The sequence below is a fragment of the Methanobacterium sp. genome, assembly GCA_012838205.1.
GTDB lineage: Archaea > Methanobacteriota > Methanobacteria > Methanobacteriales > Methanobacteriaceae > Methanobacterium.
Genome location: DUPR01000010.1, coordinates 1 through 25,492 on the forward strand (window position 1 = coordinate 1; position 25,492 = coordinate 25,492).

Below are 25,492 nucleotides of genomic sequence, written 5' to 3' on the forward strand. Positions count from 1 at the left end.
AAACTCTATATTGATACTATATAATATTACAACCAGAACAATATGAACAATTACATTTCCAATTTATTTATTGTCAGGATTTATTGTCAGGGGAATTAATTAATAGTTCATCATAATATTGGGAAAATTACTGGAATAAGTAAAAATTACTGGAATAAGTAAAAATTACTGGAATAAGTAAAATATGGGCTTTTCTTAGGATGTGTTTAGAATTTTTTTTGGCCTGATCAAATATTTATTTATAGGATACTAATACTTGTAATCTGAGGATGTCTGGAAAAAAAGACAATTATTTAAAAAACATAAGTAATTAGTATAATATTAATTTAAAATTAATCATTGAATTTATATTGTTTATAATTTTTCTTTAAAATGGTGAATTTTTATGGCTTTTCATGTGATGCTGGTTCCCACATTGGGATGTCCTTCCAGTTGTGAGTATTGTTGGAGTTCGGAGGAAAGTTCCCCAATAATGGATGTCAATATAATTAGAGAAACAGTAGAATGGCTTAAAGACTTCCGAAACGAACCAGTTACTTTCACCTTCCATGGTGGAGAACCATTACTGGCAGGATATGAATTTTTTAAAGAATCATTACCACTCTTGGCTGATGGATTAGCACATCTTAAGCCAGCTTTTGCAATTCAAACCAATTTATGGAACTTGACACCTGAACTGGCAGAATTATTTAAAGAATATGAGATACCTATTGGTTCAAGTCTGGATGGTCCAGAGGAACTGAATGACTTGCAGAGGGGAGAAGGATACTATCAGAAGACAATGAAAGGTTATGAAATTGCAAAGGAACATGGTTTGCAGGTAAGCTTTATATCTACTTTCACCTCCTATTCCATCCAATTCAAGGAAGAAATTTTCAATTTTTTCCTGGAAAATGGTTTGAACCTTAAACTACACCCTGCTTTGCCATCATTACGTGGTGCTAACCCTGAAAAATGGGCTTTATCCCCTGAAGAGTATGGGGAACTTTTAATTTACCTACTTGATCAGTACTTGGAAAATATGGACAGAATCGAACTTAAAAATATTGATCACCTAGCAAAATGTGTTTTCACACGCCGAGGGGTGGTTTGCACCTTTGTGGACTGCATGGGAGACACCTTCGCAGTTGGTCCAGATGGAAGTATATATCCTTGCTATCGTTTCGTGGGAATGCCTGAATATGTTATGGGAAATGTAAGGGATCATCCCAGTATGGAAGATTTAGCCCAGTCTGATTCTTGGAAGTTACTTCATGGCTTCAAAGACTACGTAGACTCAGAGTGTAAAAGATGCAATTATATAAAGTTCTGCAGAGGAGGATGTCCCTACAACGCCCTTACTATCAATGAAAAAACAGGTAAAGCCGAAATAAGTGGAGTAGACCCCCACTGTACTGCATATAAGATGATCTTCAAGGAAATCACCAAACGAGCTACCAAAGAAATGCTAGGACCCAGTTTGGGCATGGTAAATGATGCATCAGGCATGGACCGAAAAACTAAAAGGGGAATAATGTCTATTATGCTCAAACCTTCTTAGAAAAATAGTAAATAGTGAGTAGATCAATATGAAGAAAAACACTCCAGTGATTATGGGGATAGTTTTAATTTTAGGCATAGCTGCCATTGGTTATTTCGCTGATTTGGACCAACAAAACAATCATTCAACTAATTACTCCCTTTTTAAATATCATAATGTTTCTAATAACACGACATCAGATAATACCATCCAAACTTCAAAATCTTCGCATAAATCATCCCAAAATAAAACTAAAAACAATGATACCAATATAACCGGTCCCTACAATATGACTGTAACTTAACAAAAATTAATCTTATTAGTATCATAATAAACAAAATAAACATGTCTTGTTAATGTGTGAGGAGACAAAATATATGAACCTAGGAAAACTTAATGAAAAATGCCCTGAATGCGGTTCTATGGATAAAACCCTTAGAAGGAGATTAGATAGAGAACATCATGCATTTGGTACAACACAGTCTTTTTCGTGCAGTAATTGTGGTTATGTGTTCAAATCCCCTGAAGATGAAAAAAAAGAGGATGAAAAATAGACACTAATCTCTTTAAATCAATTATATAAAATATTAAGATTTTCAATACGAAAATAGGTATTATTATTCCCAATTAATATTGTGTTTCATCCTTTTTTAAAAAAAAGATCATTTATTCTACTGTGAATAGAAAAAGTTTAAAAAAAAAGTAAAAACTATAAGTAAGAAAGCAAAATGTTTGATAATACTTTAATTAAGTAATTTTTTCAATTAGAATTCAAATAGTTAATTTTTTTAAAATCAATAAGAGACTGATAATATGATAGTTAAGGAATGGTGTATGTACTGCGGAGAATGTGCAGGTGTATGTCCTCGTAACCTCATTGAAGTACGCGAAATAAGCTTAAATTTCAACGAAGAAGATTGTAAAGACTGCAGAATATGCGTTAAGGCATGTCCAGTGCAGGCCCTGGAAAAAGGGGATGATTAATATGATTGAAACTGATATTTTAGTTATAGGGGCCGGCCCTGCAGGTTCAACTGCTGCAAAACACGCAGCCATAGCTGGTTCCAGTGTAATTTTAATGGACAAAAAATCCGAGATAGGATCTCCCAAAAGATGCGCTGAAGGCGTTTCTAAAGAGGGGCTTAAAAAGTTAGGAATCGAACCATCTGAACGTTGGGTGACTAAAGAAGCAAGCGGAATCCGTATGGTTTCCCCAAATGGAACTTCAGTGACCCTTACTGAGGATAAAGTAAAACTCCCGGAAGCAGGTTACATCCTAGAACGTAAAGTCTTTGACAAATACATGGCCATGGATGCTGGTCGTGCTGGTGTGCAAATCATGATCAAAACCCTGGCTACTGGTATGCGAAGAGAAGATGGTCAGATGGTGGTTACTGCTGAGAGCATGGGTGAAGAATTCCAAATCAAGGCTAAGATTGTAATAGCTGCTGATGGCCCGGAATCAAGGGTTGGTAGATGGGCTGGACTTCGAACTTCTCTTAAACCTAAAGATATGGAATCTTGTGCCCAGTTTGAAATGGCAGGAGTTGAGATGGAAGAACCAGACTGCATAGAATTCTATTTTGGTAGTGTATCTCCTGGAGGTTATGCTTGGATTTTCCCTAAAGGCGATGACATAGCTAATGTAGGTCTGGGTGTTTTAACCACTATGACTGATAAAAGCGCCTATGAACACCTTTTAGAGTTTGTGAAGAATAATCCTGCCACCAAAAATGCACAAGCAGTTGAAATCAATGTTGGTGGAGATCCTGTTGGTGGATTACTCAAGAAAAAGGTAACCGATAATGTTCTGGTCACTGGAGACGCTGCAAGTATGGTAAACCCACTTACAGGCGGAGGTATTATTAGTGGAATGTTAGGAGGTCGAATTGCTGGTCAAGTGGCCGCACAAGCTGTAATTGAAGGTGATTACTCGGAAAAAAGCCTTGAAATATATGAAGAACTTTGTGAAGCCGAACTAGGCAAATCATTTGAAAAATATTTAAAGGCCAAAAATTATCTTTTAAGTCTTTCTGATGAGGAATTAGACCAGATTGCAGAAGCATTCCAAAAGAGTGACTTTGAAACTATTAACACCGCAGAAATGGTTAGAAAACTGGTTAAAATCTCGCCAAAAGCCCTTTTAAAGTTGGGTAAATTGTTCTAAATTTTTTTTTAAAAAAAAAAATGATTTTATTTTAACCTCCCCCCCCCCTTTTTAATTTTAGATATATAAACCCTTAATTGGTAATTTTTTTAACATCACTGTTAATGTTGAAATGCGCCTAATTCATCGAGAACATCCTCTTTTTCACAATTGACAAGCATTTTCCAAGCAGTCTGCAGTATAATATTTTTTTCCCAAACTCATTTTTTTTTGTTCTTCAAAATTTCATATATTTATGTTGGATATAAAATAAGCTTCAAATCTAATACTTAAAGATTCAGATTTATCAAAATCAGTCTGCTGGCTGAAACCTACTTTCTTTAGGTGTTATAAGTGAAAATCATAAAAATATTCGGTATAGAAACGGGATGATTGATATTAAATTATTCCATAAAGAATTAATCTCAATTTACGAGTGGTAATTAGTCATATGAAAATATGTATCATTAACCCCAATATAGAGGTTGATCATAATAATGAATGGAACATTAATGGAAAGATTAACATGAACTTACAACTTATTCTAAAATAAGTAAAAAAAAATTCTATTGAAGTAAGAATTGGAGATATAAAAAAAATAAGGAAAATAGTAAATATTGTTGTGGAGGCAATGAAATGAAAGAGGATTCATCACATGAAAGCAGAATTGAAAACACACCAGAAAATAGAGCAAAATGCTTATGCACTTTCTGTCCAAGTTATTCCCAAAACTGCAAGGATGAAGTTCTTTATTGTAGTATTGGGGCTAGTAAATGTGAAATCCCTGTCAACGGTTGCATCTGCAACAGTTGCCCCCTATACTTTGAGTACAATCTGCAAAATATTTATTTTTGCAGCCTAGAAGAAGTGGGAGAAAATAAAACTCTTATGCGCCGGAAATATAATGAAGAAAACACTGATTTTTATGAAAAAATAGTCGAAATCAAAGATAAAGTTGCAGGAGAAAGTTTGATATCTGCCATGGGCTCCTTGAAGGAAATTCCCTGTAAACTAGATGATCTCCATTTTTTACCAGCGCAAATTGAACGGATACCCCTCAACAAAGAGGAAGATGTTAATACATCTATAACTATCGGACCTAAATCTAAAAAACCTTTGAAAGTGTCTTCACCCATCATGATCTCAGGTATGAGTTTTGGAGCAGTTTCCAGGAATGTGCGTCTGGTAATATCCCAAACAGCATCTAAAATGAATATTGGATTTAACACCGGAGAAGGAGGTGTGCTTCATGAGGAAAGAAAAACTTCCCCTGAATTGATGATAGTGCAATATTCAACAGGACGTTTTGGTTTCGATGAAGAACTACTCCAATCTGCTGGTGCTGTGGAGATAAGGTTTGGTCAGGGAGCTTATCCTGGTAAAGGAAGTTATCTGCCTGCCGAAAAAATCACAGAAGAAGTGGCAGAAATTCGTGGACTTAAAAAGGGCGAATCAGCTTATTCCCCAGCCCATCACCCTGACATCACCAGCCCTGAACAATTAGAAGAAAAAATTAACTGGCTAAGGGAACTTGGCAAAGGAATCCCCATAGGGGCGAAAATTGGGTGTGGAAATGTGGAAAAAGATGTTAAAATCTTGTCAAAGGCAGGGATTGACTTTATTTCACTGGATGGTTTTGGTGGAGGTACTGGAGCCACTAATACATATGTGAAAGACAATATGGGAATTCCCATACTGGCTGCTTTGCCCCGTGCCCATAGGAAACTTGAAAAAATGGGAGTTCGTGACAATCTTAGTCTCATTGCCGGCGGAGGATTGATGAACTCTGCAGATTTTACTAAATGTCTAGCTTTAGGTGCGGATGCAGTTTATATAGGCACATCAGCACTGATAGCTATGAATTGCCAACAATATCGTGTCTGTTACAGTGGATTATGCCCAACTGGAGTGACAACTCAAAATCCACAATTAATGGAACAGTTAGATGTCAAAAAGGGGATACGAAATCTTTCTAATTTCATAAATGTTTCTACAGAAGAAATAGCCACCATTACCCGCATGGTTGGTAAAAATGATGTTAACCTTCTGGAAAAAGATGATTTGATAAGTTTAAGCAGGGAAACCGCAATGATCGCCAATGTTAAATGGTTGGATGGTCATTATTTGAACTAGTTTCTCCCTGTAAATGAAATGATATTTATTAATTAACTTATATTCTATTATTTTATTTAGTCTAAGAAATGAATTAAAAATAATGATAATTATTATTTGAAAATTGATTATATTAGTGGGGAATAGTAATTTGAACAAAAAAGATACTGAAGAGCTTTTAGAATGCGAACACATTAGAAATGCTCTTTTATTGGCTAACAAGGAATGGGACAGAACATTCAATGCCCTGCCTGATCTGATAACCATCATGGACACCGAACACCGAGTGGTGAAAGTTAACAAGGCAATGGCTGATAGTGTGGGAGTTTCACCAGAAGAAATCGTTGGAAAAAATTGTTATGAGATGGTTCACGGAACCAGATGTCCCATTGATACTTGTCCACATTCTTTACTTCTTGTTGATGGTGCTCAGCACAAAGCTGAAATTCAAGAGGATAACCTTGGAGGTTTTTTCTTGGTGACTGTCACCCCGATTGAGGATGAAGAAGGAAACATAATGGGTAGTGTGCATGTTGCCAGGGATATCACCAAACGGGTTAAGATGGAAAAGGATCTTAAGAAAGCTTTAAAAGAAAAAGATGTGCTTATGAAAGAGATTTATCATCGGGTTAAAAACAATCTTTCAGTGGTGTCCAGTCTCCTGAGTTTGCAATCTCGCTACATTGAGGATGAATCTGCCAGGGAGATTTTCAAGGACAGCCAAAGCAGGATAAAGACCATGGCCCTTATACATGAAAAATTGTATAGTTCTGGAAATCTTAAACTGGTTAATATGAAAGAATATATTGAGGAGTTGTCACGAGATTTTTCCAATGTTCACCTATCCAATCATGACAATGTAAGTCTGGTGTTAGATATTGAAAATATAATGTTAGATGTTGATACTGCCATCCCAGTAGGCCTTATTATCAATGAATTGCTAACCAACTCTGTGAAACATGCTTTTCCAGCTAAGCAAATAGGGACAATAAATTTGAATTTGAAGAAAGTAGAAAATGGTGAATTGTTACTTGAAGCCAAAGACAATGGTAAAGGGTTACCTTCTGGTTTTAAAATTGAAAATAGTGATAGTTTAGGTTTAAGATTGATACATAGCTTAACTGATCAAATTAATGGCCAGATAGAGGTTGATGGAAGTCAAGGAGCTCATTTTTCTATAAAATTCCATGAACAAAAAAGGGGAAAACGTAAATGATCAAAGTACTATGCACCAATGAAACTTCACTCCACCGACCTGAAGCTCGTCGTTGGAGAGAACGCATGGGGCTATTAGAACCTCTGGGAGAAGTGGTGGTGGTACTGCCTTGCAGCATGCGGAAACCATATTCATCAAGTAAGTCTCATCGGATTTTCAGCCAAGCCACTAGAGGCTTTCAGGAAGCTATTTTAACATCGCCCTTTGGAGTTTGTCCACGAGAAATGGAAAATACTTATCCTATCCAGTCTTATGATGTTTCTACAGTTGGTGACTGGTCATTGGAGGAGATTGCACTCACCGGGGAATGTTTAGCTGAATATGTTCAGGATAAAGAAGTGATAGCCCATGTAGCACATGGTTACTTGACCGTGTGTCAAGAATACTTGCCCAATGCTATTTTTACTTGTATTGATGGTAGGACCACTTCTTCTGAATCCATGCAAAACCTTAAAAAGGAAGTTAAAAAATATGGCAAAATTAAGAGTCGCAAAAGACAGACACATATGCTCAGATCAATTGCAAGATATCAGTTTAATACACAAAAAGCAGATAAATTAGTACCATCCAATTATAAATTGATAGGAAGATTTGACCGGCGTTTGATGCATGAAAATGAACAAATTGCCGTGTTGCATCATGATAACGGCCTTTACAGCCTAAATATGAAAGGGGGCATCTTATTGAATGACATTGGTGTTAACTGGGTTGAAATCGATTTTGATCTTAAGACCAACACCCTTTTTGCACCAGGAGTGGTTGATGCTTATCCCAAGATAATCCCCAAAGATGAAGTGGTTATCATTAGAAATGGAGAAGTTATTGGAGTTGGAAAGTCCCTCATGTCTGGTGAAGAAATGAAAAAAGGAGAAAAGGGTGTTGCTGTGCGGGTAAGGCACAGATTGAGCCAATAGTCTGTGGACTAATATTATGAATAAATATAAATACCATTAATAGAAATAAAAAAAATGTCTTTATTTAATTTATATGAATGTTTTTTAGAGTATTTTACATTATAATCCTATCAAATGGTGTAAAATATACAAAAATCAATTTTTTGAGGTATGATTATGAGCGAAGAATTAATAGCAAAGGTTAGAGAAGCTCTTGGCCAAGTAGCTGATCCCCATATGGGTATTAGTATTGTGGAAATGGGACTTGTGGCAGATATTCAAGCAAGTGAAAAGGATAAAACTGCTAAAATTGTAATAAAACCAACAAATCCAGGTTGTATGAGTGCTGCTAATATGGCAATGCAAGCTCGAGTTGCTGCTGAAAAATTAGAAGAAATTGACAAAGCAGAGATCGAAATTGAAGGCCATATGATGGCTGATGCCATAAATGAAATGGTGAATAAATAATTACCCCCTTTATTGTGTTGGAAGGTCTCGCTACAAGTTGTGTTTAAAATGAGGCCATGGGAGCGAGTTGCTGTAGTGGGAGTTCCTGGAGCAGGTAAAACCTCACTATGCACAGCTGCCTCTGAAAATTCCAAATATCAACACGTGAACTATGGACGGGTGATGTTGGAAATAGCTCAGAATAGAGGTTTAGCCACCACCCTCCCTGAAATGTTCAGTTTAGACCTTACAATTCAACACGGAATATGGGAAAAAACTGCACTGCAGATTAAGGATAAAAAAAATATTCTTTTAGACCTTCATGGTTTAGACCATTTTAGGGAAGGTTATCTGATTTCACTACCCCTGAACATAATCAGGCCAGATATTATAATCATTATCGAATCTGCATATGAGGATATTATCCATAGAATACGTGCTGACCCAATGAAAAAAAGAATTATCCCAGGACAAAAAACACACAATGAACATGTTAAGATGTTAAGACTGGCCATGATCAGTGCTTCGGCATGTTTAGGCTGCAATCTGATAATATTAAATAACTATGATTTTGAAACGTGCTTAACAGAACTGGAATCAATACTGGTAAATAAATCTGACTATTGAAATGTAAATGATTGTAATCTATAACTGGTCTGCCGATATTGTCTAGTAAATGCCAAAATTCCAATAATATTTTCATTAAAAATCTATCAACATCACAAGGATTATATATGATGAAATCTAAATCTTGCATCTACCCCTGCAGTTTTTAAATTAATTATAAAATTCTTGTTCTGAAAGCTGTACTACTATTAAATGGGGCCCGTGGCTTAGGCGGTAGAGCGCACGGCTGATAACCGTGAGGTCCTGGGTTCGAACCCCAGCGGGCCCATTACTACCTTCATTAAGACTTTTTTTAAAGAAATGTCATAATTTTTGACAATCAAAACCCAAAATAGAGATAGTTCCAAAGTTATTGTAAATTTACTGTTGACATCAAATTCTACCTAAAAATAATAAAAAACTCCAATTTAGAAAAAATATATATGCTGAGTTTGGGATACTATATGATGGAGCAATGGTAAATTTGGTAATTAATTACCTCATTTTTTTACCTCTTTTACCATTTTCTTCCTTTTATTTTCGAAAATTAATGACATAATTCTTTATTTTTCCCATTCTAACCCATTTAGTGCCTTATTTTTGCATGATAAACCTTATTATGGTATTTTAATAATGTGAAATCATTCATGTATAAGTAAGCAATTTTTTACAAATTTCCATCCTAAATCTGTTAAAAATATAGACTATAAAAACAAATGATAACTTGAAAAATAATCACATACTACTTATGTATATTTTGAATTTTATTGGACTGGGAAAGGTAATTTTAATCTATTTCTAAACTGGTTCATCAAAAACTTCCAAAAAAAAACTCAAATAGTAATAAAATTTTATTCACATTTAATTAAAAAATCAGTTTTCAATATCCCTTATCAACTGATTAGTTTGCCTGACTACTTTTTTATTTCGGTAAGCATTGGCTATCCTGCGCACTGCTTCAAGCATCCTGATGAGGGAATCCAACCAACTGAAAACATCTCCAGCATAAGCATGGATTTCATAGTCCCGCATTAGTTTTCGACTGATTTCAACTGGATCCCTCCGGTTGAGTCTCTTTTTAACAATTTTACGGGAAAGTTCCCTTTGGAAGCAACCACAAAATGGTCTTTCCTTACATTTACAGGTATAAAAATCCATTTGAAGTTTCATAACACGCTCTCTCAGATGGGGTTCTAGTTTGGAAATTGCACTGCTAGAGCTGAGAATATCAAGAGTGCTGTCTGCAAACAAACGGGTTGACATATTTATTTTTAGTATTCTGCCAATTTGGGTGGTGATTCTGTTGGAAAGATAGGCATTTTCAAAGGGTTCCAACTCTAGGGCAATATCCAAGGGATCCATCTTCATCATATTTTCCCGGATGAAATCACCCTCCTCATAGGATAAAAAAGACACAGAAACTGCTCTACCATAATCTGTGGCTGATATTATGCCCTCTTGTTCATTCACCAGATGATAATCTAAGAGGATGTTGAATGCTTCTTCAAGTTCCAGTGGGAATTCTTCGTTTTCATAATCTTCAGTTAGTTTTGAGAATGTGTCCGCACGTCCAGCACATATATCAGCTAGGAACTGTTCCAGTTGACTGTCCTCAGAATAAGTAACCTTCACTGGTTCCGTTTCACTGGCCAACAACTCCATAGCTTGTGATTCTTCTGTTTCATCCCCATAGCTTCTCCCAACTTCAGGCAAAAGATATACTTTTCCCTGATCATGGTAAGCCGGTCTGCCAGCACGACCTAACATTTGAGAAAATTCATTTGCTGTTAATCGTTTATTCCCCATAACCAGACTTTCAAATAAAACTTGCGAAGCTGGAAAATCCACACCAGCAGCCAATGCAGCAGTAGTTACCACTGCTGCCAACTTTTGATTGGCAAAATCTTTTTCAATCCTGTTTTTCTTAACATAAGATAAACCAGCATGATATGCTGCTGCTTTAACGCCCCTTCTAACCAGATAATCTGCAATACTATGTGTTTTACGGCGTGAATTAGTGAAAATGATACTTTGACCATGATATCCCTTTTTTGATCTGTTCTGGTATTCAACACGGGATAACTGGCTTAAAAGGTGATTTTTTTCCTCTTCTGTGGTGACAAATATTAGGTGTCTTTCTAATGGCACCGGGCGTTGGGGATATTCTACCAGTTTGAGACCAAATTCCGTGGCAATTTCACGGGGATTTCCAACAGTAGCAGATAAACCTATTAACTGTACCGATGGGAAAAGTGTCTTCAAACGATGAATAAGTCCACGAAGTCGAGGTCCTCTTTCATCATCCCCTAACATGTGGATTTCATCTACCACAACTGTCTTTAGGTTGTTTAAATGGGATGATTTACCTGCTCGGAGGAGGAAATCCAGACCTTCATAGGTTCCCACTATTATGTCCGCATCATTAATATCTTCTTCAGGAATAACAATCTCTTCTTTAGCATTGATCCGGCTCATTCCTACTCTTATTGAAACATTTAATCCCATTTTTTCATATCTTCTCTTGAAATCCCCATATTTTTGGTTGGCTAATGCAACTAGGGGGGTTAAAAAAAGGAGTTTTCCACCGGTTAGGGCCTCTGGTATTCCAGCCATCTCTCCAATGAGTGTTTTTCCACTTGCAGTTGCTGAAACCACCAGTAGGTTCTCGCCTTCCAAAAGTCCAGCTTGAATTGCCAGGACTTGTACTGGCAACAGATGGGTGCCCTGTTTTTTAAAAGAGTCTATAAGTTTTTTAGGAATTTTAAGATGGTCTATTCTAACTTTTGGAAGATTAAGAGCACTTTTGGTGCTGATTTTATCATACATGGTGAGTTCTGTATTTTTCAAAGGATCAAAACGGGGGTTAAAAACACTTAGAACCCGTTCCAAGTTACCTGTTTCATCCAACATCTGTTTAAATCTGGGAAACGTGCTCAAATCATACGATCTTGATTTTAATTCTCGTTTTATCTCGTTTTCAGCACATATACGGCAGAGGTAATCTTCGTGGAAAATATATGATTTTTCCTTATTTATTAGGGTGATGAAACCTTCAAATGTGCAGTGCTTGCAGATAAGCGTGTGTTTAAAATTAATATTTAATGAATTAAGTAATTCTTCAGTGTCTGGATCTGAACCTATCAAAAAAATGTTTTGTTTTCTGAGAATTTTCACTGCTTCACTGGGTGGGAATATAATTTCTTTATCCTTCTTAACAATGAACTTGTGAATCTTTAAATTACCATCAACACGACGAAGCTTAATATAACCATAGAAAAGAGGACTTCTCCTACTGTTAATAGCTCCTTTAGAACTTCCAATGGGAAATAACTCCACTATCTTTTTTTTTCGTCTTAAGATTATCATTTTTGCCTTGTTTTATTAATATTCCTAATTGTATTTCCCATAATTAGTTTTAAAAATTGAATATAAAAAAAATGTTGATTAAGATAGTTTTATTTTTTCAAGGGTTTCTACTCGTTCGTCATGATACTCAACCACATCTAACTCCTCTATGCTCCCCTTAATTTCTAGATTCAAATAGTTTATCTGGTCTACCCATTCTTTACAAGTCCATTTTTCCACAGAATTGGCAATTTCAATATGAGGGATGAATGGTGAATCCATGCGCAATTCATGGGACAATTTTCCAGAATACAAGCTGTCATGTAGTTTGATGATCTGACTGTACCCTTCATCTGGCACTAGATAAACATGCCAATATGGTGTAAAAGCGTTTTTATCCATTACTGCACATCGTATGACAAAATTTATTGAGTGATGATCAGCAGAACGGCTTTTGATCTCTTCTATGAAAGTTTCTGGTCTCTGGTTGAATACTGGGAATACCAGAGCAAAATGTGGTTCCATCACTCTGCGATTGAGTTCATCATTTTCTTCTCGGAAGTCATTAATCCACTTATAATCTTTTTTACTTATACGTGGATATGCAAGGGCTAAAAGTGACATGTGAATCCTGATAAATTAAGTTTGAATTATAAACCTTCATTTTCTTCTAATTTCTTTTTTAGTAGTTCTTCAGCTTGTTCTCTCAAGATAAATTTTTGTATCTTTCCACTGGCAGTGAGTGGGAATTCATCTACAAAGAAAACATGTTTTGGTACCTTAAAACGGGCAATTTTAGTGACTGCATAGTCCCGAACATCTTCTTCTGTGAGTTCAGCACCTTCTTCCAGTATGATGAAAGCACCGACAATTTCACCATATTTTTCATCAGGAATTCCCACAACTTGAACATCCAGAACTCCAGGCATGGTATATAAAAATTCCTCGATTTCACGGGGGTAGATGTTTTCCCCACCACGGATGATCATGTCTTTGATCCTTCCAACAATGGAATAATATCCATCTTCATCAAGAGTTGCCAGATCCCCACTGTGAAGCCAACCATCCTCATCAATCACTTCCCGTGTTTTTTCCGGCATTTTATAATACCCTTTCATAACATTGTATCCTTTACAACATATTTCCCCAGTCTGGTTAGGTCCAAGTGTTTCTCCGGTTTCAGGATCCACTATTTTAACTTCACAGTCTGGTAAGGGTTTTCCCACTGTTTCCACTCTTTTTATTAGAGGGTCATCAACACTGGTCTGGGTGAATCCTGGTGATCCTTCTGTTAAGCCATATACACTGGTTATTTCAGTCATGTTCATGTCATTTACCACTTTTTTCATAGCTTCAATTGGAGGTGTGGAACCAGCCATGATACCAGTACGCAGACTGGAAAGATCAAACATTTCAAACATTGGATGGCTGTACTCAGCAATGAACATGGTTGGAACCCCATATAGGGCTGTGCAGCGTTCTTTTTGAACGGCTGCTAGTACCATCAGAGGATCAAAAAGTTCCACCATAACCATGGTAGCCCCATGACTGAAAGCAGCCATAACTGCGAGTACAATACCGAAACAATGGAATAATGGCACACAAATACATAATCTGTCTTTTTCTGTGAATTTTTGCCTTTCACCAATGTAGTATCCATTGTTAAGGATATTACGATGGGTTAACATGACTCCTTTGGGAAATCCAGTGGTTCCTGAGGTGTACTGCATGTTTACCACATCTTCACTGTTTATGGATGATTTGATGCTTTGGAATTTCTCTTCATTACCATGTTTTCCTAAAAGTAGTAGTTCGTTGGTGTTGAACATTCCACGGTGCTTCTCCGGACCTACATAGATTACGCTATCCAGGAAAGGGAATTCTTTACTATCCAATTTACCTCTTTCTTGGGTTTTCAATTCTGGAACTAATTCATAAAGAGTTTGAATGTAATCAACATCCCTAAAACCATCGATTATGGCCAGTGCTTTCATATCAGACTGTTTTAGAACATAATCAAGTTCATGGCTTTTGTAGGCTGTGTTAACAGTGACGAGTACCACTCCTATCTTAGATGTTGCGAACATGAAGGTAAGCCAATCTGGAACATTTTTAGCCCAGATGCCCACATGATCTCCTTTTTTTATTCCGATCTCCAGAAGTCCCTTTGCTAAAAGATTAACTCTTTCATCGAATTCTTTATATGTAAATCGCAGATCTCGGTCAGGGAAAACCATGAACTCCTGATCCGGATCCTTTTCTACCATTTTTTCCAGGAAATCGCCAATTGTAAGCTCAGTGAAAACCATTTTAAAAACTCCAATTTCTAGTTTATATAAAATACAATTTTTAACCTAAAACAATAGTCTAATAATCAGATTATAATGCAACTAATTCATTTAATGATTTTTATCTTACAGAATCATATTCTAAATGTTCTTCTAACCTTTTTCTTATGTCACTGGGTATTGGGATTGATTTTTGTTGGATGAAATCATAATGAACCAGAACAGCTGTTCCTTTTGCCTTAATATGGCCTGATTGCCATGCTTCATGGTAGGTGGTGAATGATGTGTTACCTATTTTCTGGACTTGGGTTTTGATGTCCACATCACCATTGTAGTACATCTGTCCTAGAAATTCAAAATCAGTCTTCACCATTATCAGTTTCCATTTTTCATAGCTAAGATCTAAATCTGGTGTGAAATATTTGTAAAGCCGGTTTCGGGCCAGTTCAAACCATTCGGCAAGGACTATATTGTTTATGTGCCTTAATCCATCTGTATCTCCAAAACGGGGCGTCACTGTAATTTTGTACATGCGTAATTCTCCAAGGTCAACTTCCACAGCTAAAATGGAGTGTAAACCACTGCTAACATTTTGGAGTTTTTCTCTTTAGCATGAACATGATGGGGTACTGCAGAGTCGTAGTAGATACTATCTGATGCTTCTAGTTCATATTTTTCTTGACCGTATAGTACTTCTATTTTTCCCTGTAGAACGTAGAGAAATTCTTCACCTTCATGGGATGATAGCTGGTAATCCTGGTCATCATGGGGATGGACATCAATAATGAATGGCTCCATATGCCGGTCTCCCTTACCATAAGCCAGTGAATAAAATTCCATCGCACTCTTATTACTATGGTCGCCTAACCCTTGCCCTGAAAACCGGATAATATTATCAGATTTTCCGGATTTAACCATAAACGGTCCGCTATGCGGGGAGTCATCCAGAAAAGTGCCAAGACGAACACCCATAGCCCTGGCAATCTTTAAAAGAGGAGTTAATGAGGGTATCAGTGCTCCGCTTTCCAATTCTTCAATGAGTTCTACACTGCTTTGACTGGATTCTGCTAATTCTTCCTTTGACATTCCACGGTCTTCTCTTATTTGACGTATTTTTACGCCTATTTTGTTCTCCTCGGACATCTAATCACCTAATTCTAATCATAAATTAAATATTAAAATACTGAACTTGTTTACCAATTATTCATATTACTATAAGATTTTTAAAAGATGACTGTGCTGCAAAACTTCTATGTGAAACCTTGTGAATGTGGGATTAGTTAGTGTTGTTTGTTCTGGTTCTATTGACTGTCTTGTTAGTTTTGTTAGTGGTGTTGGTGGTGTTAACAATTATATGTCTGTAGATCTGTACTGGTGTGAAATTAGAATTATCAATCTCACTGATCTTCTGTTCACCATTGAAATTTAAATCAGAGGGAATAAACCCCACACCTATATCTGTGCCGATGTTCAAAGCGTTAGCTCCTGAAGCAGCTCCAAATGCCAGCATTGCAATCATCAATACAATGAAGAGTGTACCAGATTTTTTGGGAGTCATTATACTTACCTTAAAACTTTCATAACCAACTAAATCTTAAGATTGGATTTTTTTTACATGTGAAGTATGATAATATTATTAGTTATCATTCAATTTTATATTGATAATTTAATTATTTTTGGTGAATCTTTATTTATTGGTGATAGTGAGAATTATCTAATTAGATTATGTCTCAAAACAGCTTTAAATATTAATGACCATACTGATAAAAAAAAACAGTCATTCATTTTTTTAGTACTGAATTTCGAATCTAATTAGTGTACTAATTTTTTTAAACCATGTGCTGATTAATATGGAAAAAAATAAAGATATTATTCTACAGTAACACATTTAGCCAAGTTTTTAGGCTTATCTGGATCAATTCCCCTGGCCACACTTATATGATAGGATAGTAGCTGTAAAGGTAACACATATAATAGTGGAGATAAAATTTCACTGATTTCCGGTGAAAATTCTATCATATCATGTGCTTCAGACTTTAAGACATCGTCGTCAGCTGACCCCAGAGCTATAACCCTGGCTCCTCTGGCTTTAACCTCTTCAAGATTGTTAAGTGTCTTATCATGACTTTTACCTGGAGGTACAATAGCTACAACTGGTACTTCGTCATCTATGAGGGCTAACGGCCCATGTTTAAGTTCTCCAGCTGCATATCCTTCAGCATGAATGTATGTTATCTCTTTTAATTTTAAAGCACCTTCCATAGCTGTTGGATAAGAAAATCCACGCCCTATGTAGAAGAAATCACATGCATCTTTGTATTTGTTAGCCATGTTTCTGATGTCATCCCCACAAGGCAGTATTTTTTCCATTAAATCTGGAACTTGGTTTAATTGTTCTAAAAGTTCCTTATCCTTACCCATACATGCTACCAAAAGATATATGGAGATTAATTGGCTGACATATGTTTTTGTAGCTGCAACACCTATTTCAGGGCCAGCTCTGGTATATATAACATGATCGGCTTCTCTGGTAGCTGTGCTGCCCAGTACATTGACAATAACCAGTGTTTCAGCTTTTTTATTAGCGATTTTTAGGGCTTTGAGAGTATCAGCAGTTTCTCCTGATTGGCTGATGAAGATCACCAGTGATTCTGGATCGAGTGCACCTACCCCATATTCAAACTCCGAAGCCAGGAGAACTTCGGCAGGTAACCCTAAAAGACCTTCGAATAGATATTTACCCACCATAGAAGCATGATATGATGTTCCGCAAGCCACAAATGTTATTTTCTTGAATTTAGGAAACTTATCAACAATCTTTTCGATTTCAGAAAGTTCAAATAAAGTGTTTTTAACTGCATCTGGCTGCTCATAGATTTCTTTTAATGTGAAATGATCATAACCACCCTTTTGGGCCATTTCAGGAGTCCATTTAATGTTTTCTATTGCTTTATCCACTACTTTTCGGTTAAGATCCCTCACAGTGATGCCGTCAGATTCTATGAGGAAAGTTTCATTATCTGCCAAGTATATTACTCTGCGAGTATGGTGCAACATAGCTGGAACATCAGAGGCTAAGAAATATTCACCATCACCCACACCCAGAATGAGAGGGCTTTCTTTTTTAGCCCCCACAATCTTACCTGGTTCATCAGCAGATATAACTGCAAATGCGTATGATCCCTGGAGCTTGGCAATGGTCTGATGCAATGATTCTTCCAATCCCAATCCTTGTTTACAATATTTTTCAATAAGATGAGCAATGACTTCAGTATCAGTTTGAGAATTGAAATGATGTCCCTCGCCCTCTAACTGGTCTTTTAGTTCTTTATAATTTTCTATGATACCATTGTGAACCACTGCTATCTTCCCATCACAATCCATGTGAGGATGTGAATTTTCCTGAGTTGGGAGGCCATGAGTCGCCCAACGAACATGACTTATTCCTATTTTTCCTGGGAGTTCTTCTAAATTGATTTGGTCAAAAACCTCTTCAATTTCACCCTTGTCTTTTTTGATCGTGATTCCTGATGATGAATAGGTAGCAATGCCCACCGAGTCATAACCCCGATATTCTAAGCGTTTTAAGCAATCCCGGAGAACTGGTGCTGCTTGATTATCTTTAAGTATACATCCCACAATTCCGCACATAAATCTCACCTAAAAAAATGTTTTCCTAACTAAATAAATGACAACTAATCTATTATAATCATAAGATATAATATTGTCTAATGTAGTTTTATCTTAATGTAGTTTAATATCTATATAAAGATTTGACATCAACTAAAGAAAAAGGAGTTTAACATGAATCTTGAAAAGGGTAACCTCCTATACCGGGGTAAAGCTAAAGATATCTACCAAACAGACCAACAAGAACAAGTTATAGTTAAATTCAGAGATGATATAACTGCAGGTGATGGGGAAAAAAAGGAAGTTATGGGATTGAAAGGTTATTATAACTCCTTAATCTCAGCAAAACTGTTCACAATTCTAGAAAATGCTGGGATAAAAACACAATTCATTGATTTACCAGAACCTGGATTTATGCTTTCCCATAAATTAGAAATGATACCTTTAGAAGTGATCACCCGAAATATTGCCGCAGGAAGCCTCCTGAAGAGATTTCCATTCCAAGAAGGACAAAATTTTAATCCACCAATCATACAGATGGACTTTAAAAACGATGAATATCATGACCCCATGCTCAATGATGATATAATATTGGCATTAGGCCTTGCAACTAGTGATGAGTTGGAAATAATTCGCAAAATCACAATAAAAATCAATGATGTTCTTAAAAATTTCCTGGAAACTAGGGGTCTTCTCTTTCCTGATTTTAAAATTGAATTCGGCCGAGACTGTGATGATAATATTGTTCTTGGTGATGAGATCAGCCCTGACACTTGCCGTTTTTGGGATAGAGAAACTAAAGATATTTTGGATAAAGACTTATTCCGCAAAGGCGAATCTGGAGTTATTGAAGCCTACCAAAAGGTGGCTAACATGATATTAGATGAGGAAGATAAAAAGAAATGGAGTTTAAATTTCTAAAATTAAATATAGAATGCTTAGCATAATCTTCACGATTTATTTATAAATAAAATATTTAAAATGTAATCATTGGTGATGGAATGAAATACCATGCAAAAGTAAACATAAGCCTGAAAAAAGGAATGCTAAACCCTGAAGCTTCCACTATTCAAAGAGCACTGGCTCTTCTGGATTATCATGTGGAGGAAACATCTACAACCGAAACAATCGAGTTCTTGTTGGATGCAGAAGATCCAGAGGTGGCTCACCAACAAGTAGGGGAGATGTGCGAAAGACTGCTCTGCAACCCAATAATCCACGACTATCAAATCCAAATCAACCCTGCAGGTGACTAATATGAAAGTGGGGATCATACGCTTCCCCGGCTCTAACTGTGACCGGGATGTGTTCCATGCCGTGCAACTGGCTGGTGGTCAACCCGATTATGTGTGGTGGAACCAAAAAGATCTATCCATGTTTGATGGACTCGTTATCCCAGGAGGATTCTCCTATGGAGACTATCTCCGGGCAGGAGCCATAGCAGCCATAACTCCAGTTATTGAAGGGATTAAAAAAGCTGTTAATGATGAAAAACCTGTTTTGGGTATTTGTAATGGTGCCCAAATACTGGCAGAAGTGGGCTTGGTTCCAGGAGTATTCACCCTCAACCAGAAAGCACAATTCATCTGTGAATGGGTAGAACTTGAAGTTAAAACCAATAGAACACCATTCACTCGCCTTTATAAAAAGAATGAAATCATCAAAATGCCCATTGCCCACACTGAAGGTCGTTATTATACTGAATATATTGACACCCTCCATGATCAGGACCAAATTGTACTTGCATTCAGTGGAGAGGACCCTAACGGTTCATTGGAAGCTATTACTGGAGTTTGTGATCAAGACGGCCTGGTTTGTGCCATAATGCCTCACCCTGAAAGAGCTTCAGAATCCATTTTAGGATCAGATGATGGTTTAAAGTTTTTTAAAGGCATGGTTGATTATTAACACCGCCCAATAGCAAGAAGTAAAAATTACTTAGAATCAGGAAATAAATTCTCATAATGTAATAAGATGGTGGATTAATGGTAGTATATTTAGTGGGAGCTGGTCCTGGAGATCCAGATCTGATCACCCTTAAGGCTATTAAAGCCTTAGAAAAAGCCGATGTAGTGATTTACGATCGTTTAGCCAATGAAGAAATATTGAAATATGCCAATGGGGCTGAAATGATCTATGTTGGTAAACGAGCAGGGAAACATTCCAAAAAACAGGAAGAAATTAATGAAATACTCCTAAAACAGGCTAAAAAACATGACATGGTAGTTCGGCTTAAAGGAGGAGATCCTTTCGTCTTCGGAAGAGGTGGTGAAGAGGTACTGTCCCTTTTAGAAGAAGGAATACATGTGGAGTTTATACCTGGAGTAACATCAGCCATTGGTGTTCCAACTACTGTTGGATTGCCAGTGACTCACCGGGGAGTGGCAACCTCTTTCACTGTTGTTACTGGCCACGAAGATCCCACCAAAAAAGAAAAACAGGTTAAATGGAATTATAATGCAGATACAATAATCATTCTCATGGGTGTTGACCGCTTGAAAAAGAATACTGAAGAAATAATGAAGCATAAAGACCCTGAAACTCCGGTTTGTGTTATAGAAAATGGAACAAAACCTGATGAAAAAATCATTCTAGGCACCCTGGAGAATATTAGTGAAAAAAATATCAACCCCCCAGCACTGGTGATTATTGGGCCAGTTGTGGACTTGTTTAAAGATATTCAGAAAAATATGCCAGAGGATCAGGCATGAGCCAATTAAGGGGATTTAAAAACAAGATCATCGCCATAACCCGGCCACTGGAAAGAGCAGATGTAGCGGTTAAGATAGTAGAAACCAATGGTGGAGTTCCGTTAGTGGTGCCCACACTTGAACTGGAAGCCTTTCCCAGCGAATCTTTAATGGACTTGTGTCATAATGCCAAAAATTTGGACTGGCTAATATTCACATCACCAGCATCACTTAAATCATTGTTTCATTACTGTGAAGATTTCAAAGAAAATCTCAATCCAGACTGTCAAGTTGCAGTTATAGGACCCCGTACTGGAAGGGTTTTGAATGAATATGGTCTTAAAATAAACTTAATTCCAGAAGATTATACTGCAGAGGGATTATTAGAACAGTTTAAAAAAATAGATTTACAGGGAATGAAGGTAGGAGTTCCTCGCACATTCAAAGCAAGAGATGTGCTTCCTGAAGGTTTGGAAAAAATGGGAGCCATTGTTTACTTGGCAGAGGCTTATAAATCAACCAAACCTAAGGACACCAGCCAAGTCAAAGTCCTCGTGGACAATATCATAAAAGGAAAAGTCGATGCAATAACTTTCACCAGCCCCCTAACTGTTACCAACCTCTTTGAGATAGCTGGAGATAAACAAGACCAATTAATAGAATCTTTAAAAGAGGGAGAAATTTTAGTGGCAGCCATTGGCCCCATAACTCAGAAGCCTCTTAATGAATTAAAAATAAAATCCATCACACCAGTCAAGTATACAGTAGAAGACATGCTTCAAGAGTTAATGGCAAAAATGGATTAGCAATATATCCCAGAAATTTTAAAACTAAAAATTTGTTGTTAAGTCTTAAAATCCCTGCAAAACACAACCTCCTGATTGAACGGATAAAATAGACCTTGTGAGGAGTAAATAAATGAAAGATGAAAAAAGAACCATCATATGGCCTAGTTACATTGATTCTAATAAGACTAAATCTGAAGGAAGGAAAATTTCCAAAAAACAGGCTGTAAACACTCCCAAAATACGTGAAATTACTCAGGCAGCAAAAAAATTAGGATTAAATCCTAGTGTAGAGAAATACAAATCATATCCCCCCTCCTGGTGGGAAGGATCCGGTAGGGTGATAGTTGATAAAAAGATGAGTAAAACAGAAGTTCTAATTAAAATCAGTAATTTAATCAATGGCTCCAGAGCCCAAAAGGGATGATGATAAATTATTCCATCTATAACTCTATAGCGGATACTATGGAGTTTAAAAAATAATCAGTTTTTGATTTAACATTTAAATTCATGATTTAATAATGTAAAAAGGGATATTAATGGCTGAAATTCCAAAGGACATGAATAAAAAATTAATGAAAGCTCATGAAATAGTGGAAAATTCAGAAGATGTTAAAATATATAGTCACATAGATTGTGACGGAATATCAGCCGGAGCAATACTATCCTTAACCCTTGATCGTCTGGAAATCGACCATGAACTGGAATTTATTACTTTGGATATGATACCAGATTTAAAACGGGAAAATCAAGTCACTATATTCTCTGACTTGGGCTCAGGACAAGACTTAGATCATTTCAGAACTTCCAAGTCCCAAGTCATCATCCTAGATCATCACCCCCCTTTAAGGAATATTTCATCAGATGATAGTGGTTTTCTGGAGATTAACCCCCATTATCATGGGATTGATGGTTCTTTCCAAGTTTCAGGTGGAGGTATGTGTTATCTTCTGGCCAGGACATTTGAATTTCATGATTTGAGCTGGATTGGAGTTTTGAGTGCTGTTGGCGACATGCAAAACAATTTATCCGGAAAACTGGTGGGTATTAATGAACAGATAGTTCAAGATGGTATTGATATAGGGATGGTAGCATCAGAAAACGATCTTGCCCTATACGGAAGGCAAACAAGACCACTTTTTTTAGCCCTTTCATACTTTGGTGATGTTAAACTCCCCATCACCAACAATCGAAACGAAGCAATACAATTATTAAAAAAACTGGACATTCCAACAAAAAACCAAGACAAGCAACGAACACTTTACGACCTTAGCATGGACGAAAAAAAGAAGCTTTTCAATGAACTGGTGCGGATGATGAGTCGTGAAGTACCCCCTAAGTATGTTAAATACATTCCTCGACTGGTTTCAGGAGATGCCTATGAATTTTTAAGTGAAAAAAAATACACAGCACTGCGAGATGCCAGTGAATTTTCCACGGCTATAAACGCATGTAGTAGGCATAAAAATACTGAAATAGCACTAAAAGTTCTTAAAGGCGACAGAGGTCTTGCTTTAGATGATATGTATTATTTAGGGCGTGAACATCGCAGTTATCTGGCCCAGAAGATGCAATGGATCCAGGAAGAGGGCCGTATTTCTACCATGAATAATTTACAGTACTTCAATGGAAACCAAATCAAAAGTGAAGTTATTGGAACCATTGCTGGGATGGTTTTAAGCAATGGTGACTGGAAAAAACCTATGCTTGGTTTTACCAGTATAAATGATGAAAATGAAGGACTGAAAATATCATTACGTTGCTCCCGGCTTTTAGCCTTTGATGGAATTCATTTCGGACACTTAATCAGTAAGGTTGCAAAAAAAGTGGGAGGAAATGGTGGTGGTCACTCTGTGGCTTGTGGTGCTTACATACCCAATGGAAAACAGGAAGAATTCCTGAGAATCTTCGATGAATCATTAAATGGAATCATTTAAATTAAAATATATGATATTATGTGCATCTAAGTTTAATAAATCAGCATTATATGGAAGGGTGGAGTTATGAAAGTTTTTAAAAAAAAAGGGGAGTTAACCAAGTTTCAAATACTGGCTGAAATTGCCAAAGACCAGCCTCATCTCCGTCAGAAAGACATAGCAGATAAATTAGGAATCACTGTCCAAGCAGTTTCAGAGAATTTGAAAACCCTAGTTGATGAAGGATGGGTTGAAACTGGCAGTGGACAGTCACGCTACAAAATTACTAAACGTGGAATCGAAAAAGTAAAAAAAGGAGCTGTTGACCTCCGAAAATATGCTGACCAAGTCCTGGACACTATGAACACCTATAAATCGGTGTGGCCAGCCCTTGCACTGGAAGATCTGAGTGCAGGAGAAACAGTTTGGCTTAAAATGGAAAACGGAACATTATACGCGGGTAAAGAAGAAAGTTCCGCCTATGCCGAAGTCCTTCACCAAGCAAAAAAAGGTGAAGATGTGGCACTTGTTAATTTAAATGGAATAATTGAACTTGAATCTGGACTAGTGGTTATTATTAAGCTCCCAACTATTAATCAGGGCGGATCAAGGGCATGTGACTTGGATCAAATCCGTGAAATTCTTAGAAAATATCCGGAACAATTCCATAAAGTAGGAATCATGGGAACAGTATCCAGAGCTATTGTTGATAAACTAGGAATAAAGGCAGATTTCGAGTTTGCCACACCACAGGCAACAATTGCTGCATCTAAAAGAGGTTTAAATGTTCTTATATTTGCCGTGGGTAAAATGTCAAGAAGTTTAACCAAAAAGATGGATGAGGAAGGAATAAGTTATGTTATTGAGGATGTTGTTGATTCAAAAAGGTGAAAACTCATAAACTTCCCATAAATCAAAAAAAACTAGAAAAGGGGATGACTGCACACAACTACAACTTATTTTTATATCCAACTATTCTACTGGAATCTGCAACCACAATTATCAACCCTGGCAACCATCACTCCATCCACACTGGAATCTGGAGTTTCAGAGATTGCAAAAGCTGTTTTTCCAAGCATGGCCATTGAAGCGCCAAGTGTTTCATCTTTCATTACCTCCACAATTTCCAGTATATCCGGGTCAATAAGTCCTGTTTCTCGGGCAAATTCAAAAGACAAATCCATTAAATTATTGATTTTGGGATTTGAAAGTAATTTCTTCAGCATGTGTCTGGCTACTATGTTTATCTTGCCAGTCATGGCCGGGTCCTGCAAAACTGATGACGTTTCAATGGTTCCCAAAGTTTTAGATATTACAAACAAGTCTCCCTGACTTTTATTATTAGCACCACTTCCATAAAGAATTTTATCCGCCTTCCCAATCCCAGGGGCTCCGGGTTCTATCCTAATAGGAAACCCACCAATTACCGCCCCTGTAACATCACCTAAACCAGTTTTTAATTGAATTTCTGCGTGATGAGCAATAGCTGCTGCTTGATAGAATGTGAAAGGTAGTTTAAAAATTCGTGACAAAGCAAGGGATGTTCCTAGTGCTAGCCCGGCTGATACTCCAAACCCTGATTCCACTGGAACTTGAACTTGATGATTGATGGTGATCTTAATATCATCCCATTCAATTAGTTCTGTTTGTTTCCTGATCAAATCAAGAGTTCTGTAACTTACAGATGTATCAGGAGAATATTTCTGACTAATAGATTTTCCATTGTTTTTGATGATGATCTCACCATTTCCTTCACTTACATCTACCTGAGTTAAAACTCCCTGATCAAGGGTTACTCCAGCACCTCTTGATCCCTTGATAAAAGGGTTAGGATCATCAACTACTTCAAAAAATCCTGTTATATGGGAAGGTGCGAAGACTGAAGATTGCAATTTATCA

Annotated in this window: 26 protein-coding genes and 1 tRNA gene; 19 read left to right on the forward strand and 8 right to left on the reverse strand. The window is 36.8% G+C overall.

Annotated elements, in window-relative coordinates; all coding sequences use genetic code 11:
- The first annotated feature begins 385 nt into the window (after positions 1 to 385).
- The 11 genes from GXZ72_01180 to GXZ72_01230 all read left to right on the forward strand — a co-directional run bounded on the left by GXZ72_01180 (position 386) and on the right by GXZ72_01230 (position 9,228).
- A complete protein-coding gene (locus GXZ72_01180; protein HHT18167.1) occupies positions 386 to 1,540 on the forward strand; it encodes a TIGR04083 family peptide-modifying radical SAM enzyme in 1,155 nt (384 codons plus the stop codon).
- Positions 1,541 to 1,568: 28 nt separating this feature from the next.
- The gene (locus GXZ72_01185; GenBank protein HHT18168.1) at positions 1,569 to 1,823 is read left to right on the forward strand and encodes a hypothetical protein; all 255 of its coding nucleotides are present in this window, start codon (positions 1,569 to 1,571) and stop codon (positions 1,821 to 1,823) included.
- 73 nt (positions 1,824 to 1,896) lie between these two features.
- Positions 1,897 to 2,073, forward strand: a complete 177-nt coding sequence (locus GXZ72_01190; protein ID HHT18169.1) for a TIGR04165 family Cys-rich peptide — start codon at positions 1,897 to 1,899, stop codon at positions 2,071 to 2,073.
- Between the two features lie 259 nt (positions 2,074 to 2,332).
- Positions 2,333 to 2,503 carry a 4Fe-4S binding protein gene (locus GXZ72_01195; GenBank protein ID HHT18170.1) on the forward strand — a complete coding sequence of 57 codons (171 nt, stop codon included), beginning with the start codon at positions 2,333 to 2,335 and terminating at the stop codon, positions 2,501 to 2,503.
- A gap of 1 nt (position 2,504) precedes the next feature.
- Positions 2,505 to 3,686 (forward strand): NAD(P)/FAD-dependent oxidoreductase, encoded by a 1,182-nt coding sequence (locus tag GXZ72_01200; protein ID HHT18171.1) that lies wholly within the window; start codon positions 2,505 to 2,507, stop codon positions 3,684 to 3,686.
- Between the two features lie 615 nt (positions 3,687 to 4,301).
- A complete protein-coding gene (locus tag GXZ72_01205) occupies positions 4,302 to 5,798 on the forward strand; it encodes a DUF2769 domain-containing protein (protein HHT18172.1) in 1,497 nt (498 codons plus the stop codon).
- Positions 5,799 to 5,928: 130 nt separating this feature from the next.
- The gene (locus GXZ72_01210; protein HHT18173.1) at positions 5,929 to 6,993 is read left to right on the forward strand and encodes a PAS domain-containing protein; all 1,065 of its coding nucleotides are present in this window, start codon (positions 5,929 to 5,931) and stop codon (positions 6,991 to 6,993) included.
- Positions 6,993 to 7,907, forward strand: coding sequence for a DUF5591 domain-containing protein (locus tag GXZ72_01215; GenBank protein HHT18174.1), 915 nt, complete (start codon positions 6,993 to 6,995; stop codon positions 7,905 to 7,907). Before GXZ72_01210 ends, GXZ72_01215 begins: the two co-directional genes overlap by 1 nt.
- Positions 7,908 to 8,063: 156 nt before the next feature.
- On the forward strand, positions 8,064 to 8,354 hold the full coding sequence (locus tag GXZ72_01220) for a metal-sulfur cluster assembly factor (protein HHT18175.1): 291 nt from the start codon (positions 8,064 to 8,066) through the stop codon (positions 8,352 to 8,354).
- Between the two features lie 48 nt (positions 8,355 to 8,402).
- Positions 8,403 to 8,960: an AAA family ATPase gene (locus GXZ72_01225; GenBank protein ID HHT18176.1), complete on the forward strand. Its 558-nt coding sequence runs from the start codon at positions 8,403 to 8,405 to the stop codon at positions 8,958 to 8,960.
- A gap of 195 nt (positions 8,961 to 9,155) precedes the next feature.
- Positions 9,156 to 9,228, forward strand: a tRNA-Ile gene (locus GXZ72_01230).
- 584 nt (positions 9,229 to 9,812) lie between these two features.
- On the opposite strand, the gene GXZ72_01235 is transcribed toward GXZ72_01230, so the two are convergent.
- The 7 genes from GXZ72_01235 to glmS all read right to left on the reverse strand — a co-directional run bounded on the left by GXZ72_01235 (position 9,813) and on the right by glmS (position 18,223).
- Positions 9,813 to 12,305, reverse strand: coding sequence for a DEAD/DEAH box helicase (locus GXZ72_01235; GenBank protein ID HHT18177.1), 2,493 nt, complete (start codon positions 12,303 to 12,305; stop codon positions 9,813 to 9,815).
- 78 nt (positions 12,306 to 12,383) lie between these two features.
- Positions 12,384 to 12,908, reverse strand: a complete 525-nt coding sequence (locus GXZ72_01240; protein HHT18178.1) for a 2'-5' RNA ligase family protein — start codon at positions 12,906 to 12,908, stop codon at positions 12,384 to 12,386.
- A 26-nt stretch (positions 12,909 to 12,934) separates the two neighbouring features.
- Positions 12,935 to 14,593 (reverse strand): AMP-binding protein, encoded by a 1,659-nt coding sequence (locus GXZ72_01245; GenBank protein ID HHT18179.1) that lies wholly within the window; start codon positions 14,591 to 14,593, stop codon positions 12,935 to 12,937.
- 100 nt (positions 14,594 to 14,693) lie between these two features.
- Positions 14,694 to 15,104, reverse strand: a complete 411-nt coding sequence (locus GXZ72_01250; protein HHT18180.1) for an acyl-CoA thioesterase — start codon at positions 15,102 to 15,104, stop codon at positions 14,694 to 14,696.
- A gap of 29 nt (positions 15,105 to 15,133) precedes the next feature.
- A complete protein-coding gene (locus tag GXZ72_01255; GenBank protein HHT18181.1) occupies positions 15,134 to 15,715 on the reverse strand; it encodes a helix-turn-helix transcriptional regulator in 582 nt (193 codons plus the stop codon).
- Positions 15,716 to 15,848: 133 nt separating this feature from the next.
- The gene (locus tag GXZ72_01260; protein ID HHT18182.1) at positions 15,849 to 16,130 is read right to left on the reverse strand and encodes a hypothetical protein; all 282 of its coding nucleotides are present in this window, start codon (positions 16,128 to 16,130) and stop codon (positions 15,849 to 15,851) included.
- A 311-nt stretch (positions 16,131 to 16,441) separates the two neighbouring features.
- Positions 16,442 to 18,223, reverse strand: a complete 1,782-nt coding sequence (glmS, locus tag GXZ72_01265; protein HHT18183.1) for a glutamine--fructose-6-phosphate transaminase (isomerizing) — start codon at positions 18,221 to 18,223, stop codon at positions 16,442 to 16,444.
- 153 nt (positions 18,224 to 18,376) lie between these two features.
- Here glmS and GXZ72_01270 point away from each other — a divergent pair, with 153 nt between their 5' ends.
- The 8 genes from GXZ72_01270 (at position 18,377) to GXZ72_01305 (ending at position 24,484) form a co-directional block, all read left to right on the forward strand.
- Positions 18,377 to 19,123: a phosphoribosylaminoimidazolesuccinocarboxamide synthase gene (locus GXZ72_01270; GenBank protein HHT18184.1), complete on the forward strand. Its 747-nt coding sequence runs from the start codon at positions 18,377 to 18,379 to the stop codon at positions 19,121 to 19,123.
- An 80-nt stretch (positions 19,124 to 19,203) separates the two neighbouring features.
- Complete coding sequence (gene purS, locus GXZ72_01275; GenBank protein ID HHT18185.1) at positions 19,204 to 19,458, forward strand: phosphoribosylformylglycinamidine synthase subunit PurS; 255 nt, start codon at positions 19,204 to 19,206, stop codon at positions 19,456 to 19,458.
- 1 nt (position 19,459) lies between these two features.
- On the forward strand, positions 19,460 to 20,110 hold the full coding sequence (purQ, locus tag GXZ72_01280) for a phosphoribosylformylglycinamidine synthase subunit PurQ (GenBank protein ID HHT18186.1): 651 nt from the start codon (positions 19,460 to 19,462) through the stop codon (positions 20,108 to 20,110).
- Positions 20,111 to 20,187: 77 nt separating this feature from the next.
- Positions 20,188 to 20,913 (forward strand): uroporphyrinogen-III C-methyltransferase, encoded by a 726-nt coding sequence (gene cobA, locus GXZ72_01285; protein ID HHT18187.1) that lies wholly within the window; start codon positions 20,188 to 20,190, stop codon positions 20,911 to 20,913.
- The gene (locus GXZ72_01290; GenBank protein ID HHT18188.1) at positions 20,910 to 21,698 is read left to right on the forward strand and encodes a uroporphyrinogen-III synthase; all 789 of its coding nucleotides are present in this window, start codon (positions 20,910 to 20,912) and stop codon (positions 21,696 to 21,698) included. The genes cobA and GXZ72_01290 overlap by 4 nt, the downstream gene beginning before the upstream one ends.
- A gap of 112 nt (positions 21,699 to 21,810) precedes the next feature.
- Positions 21,811 to 22,104, forward strand: coding sequence for a signal recognition particle protein Srp19 (locus GXZ72_01295; protein HHT18189.1), 294 nt, complete (start codon positions 21,811 to 21,813; stop codon positions 22,102 to 22,104).
- 112 nt (positions 22,105 to 22,216) lie between these two features.
- Positions 22,217 to 23,614, forward strand: coding sequence for a DHH family phosphoesterase (locus GXZ72_01300; GenBank protein ID HHT18190.1), 1,398 nt, complete (start codon positions 22,217 to 22,219; stop codon positions 23,612 to 23,614).
- Positions 23,615 to 23,680: 66 nt separating this feature from the next.
- Positions 23,681 to 24,484 (forward strand): winged helix-turn-helix transcriptional regulator, encoded by an 804-nt coding sequence (locus GXZ72_01305; GenBank protein ID HHT18191.1) that lies wholly within the window; start codon positions 23,681 to 23,683, stop codon positions 24,482 to 24,484.
- Positions 24,485 to 24,570: 86 nt separating this feature from the next.
- Here the strand turns inward: GXZ72_01305 and GXZ72_01310 are convergent, their stop codons facing one another.
- Positions 24,571 to 25,485, reverse strand: coding sequence for a GHMP kinase (locus GXZ72_01310; GenBank protein ID HHT18192.1), 915 nt, complete (start codon positions 25,483 to 25,485; stop codon positions 24,571 to 24,573).
- Positions 25,486 to 25,492 lie beyond the last annotated feature (7 nt).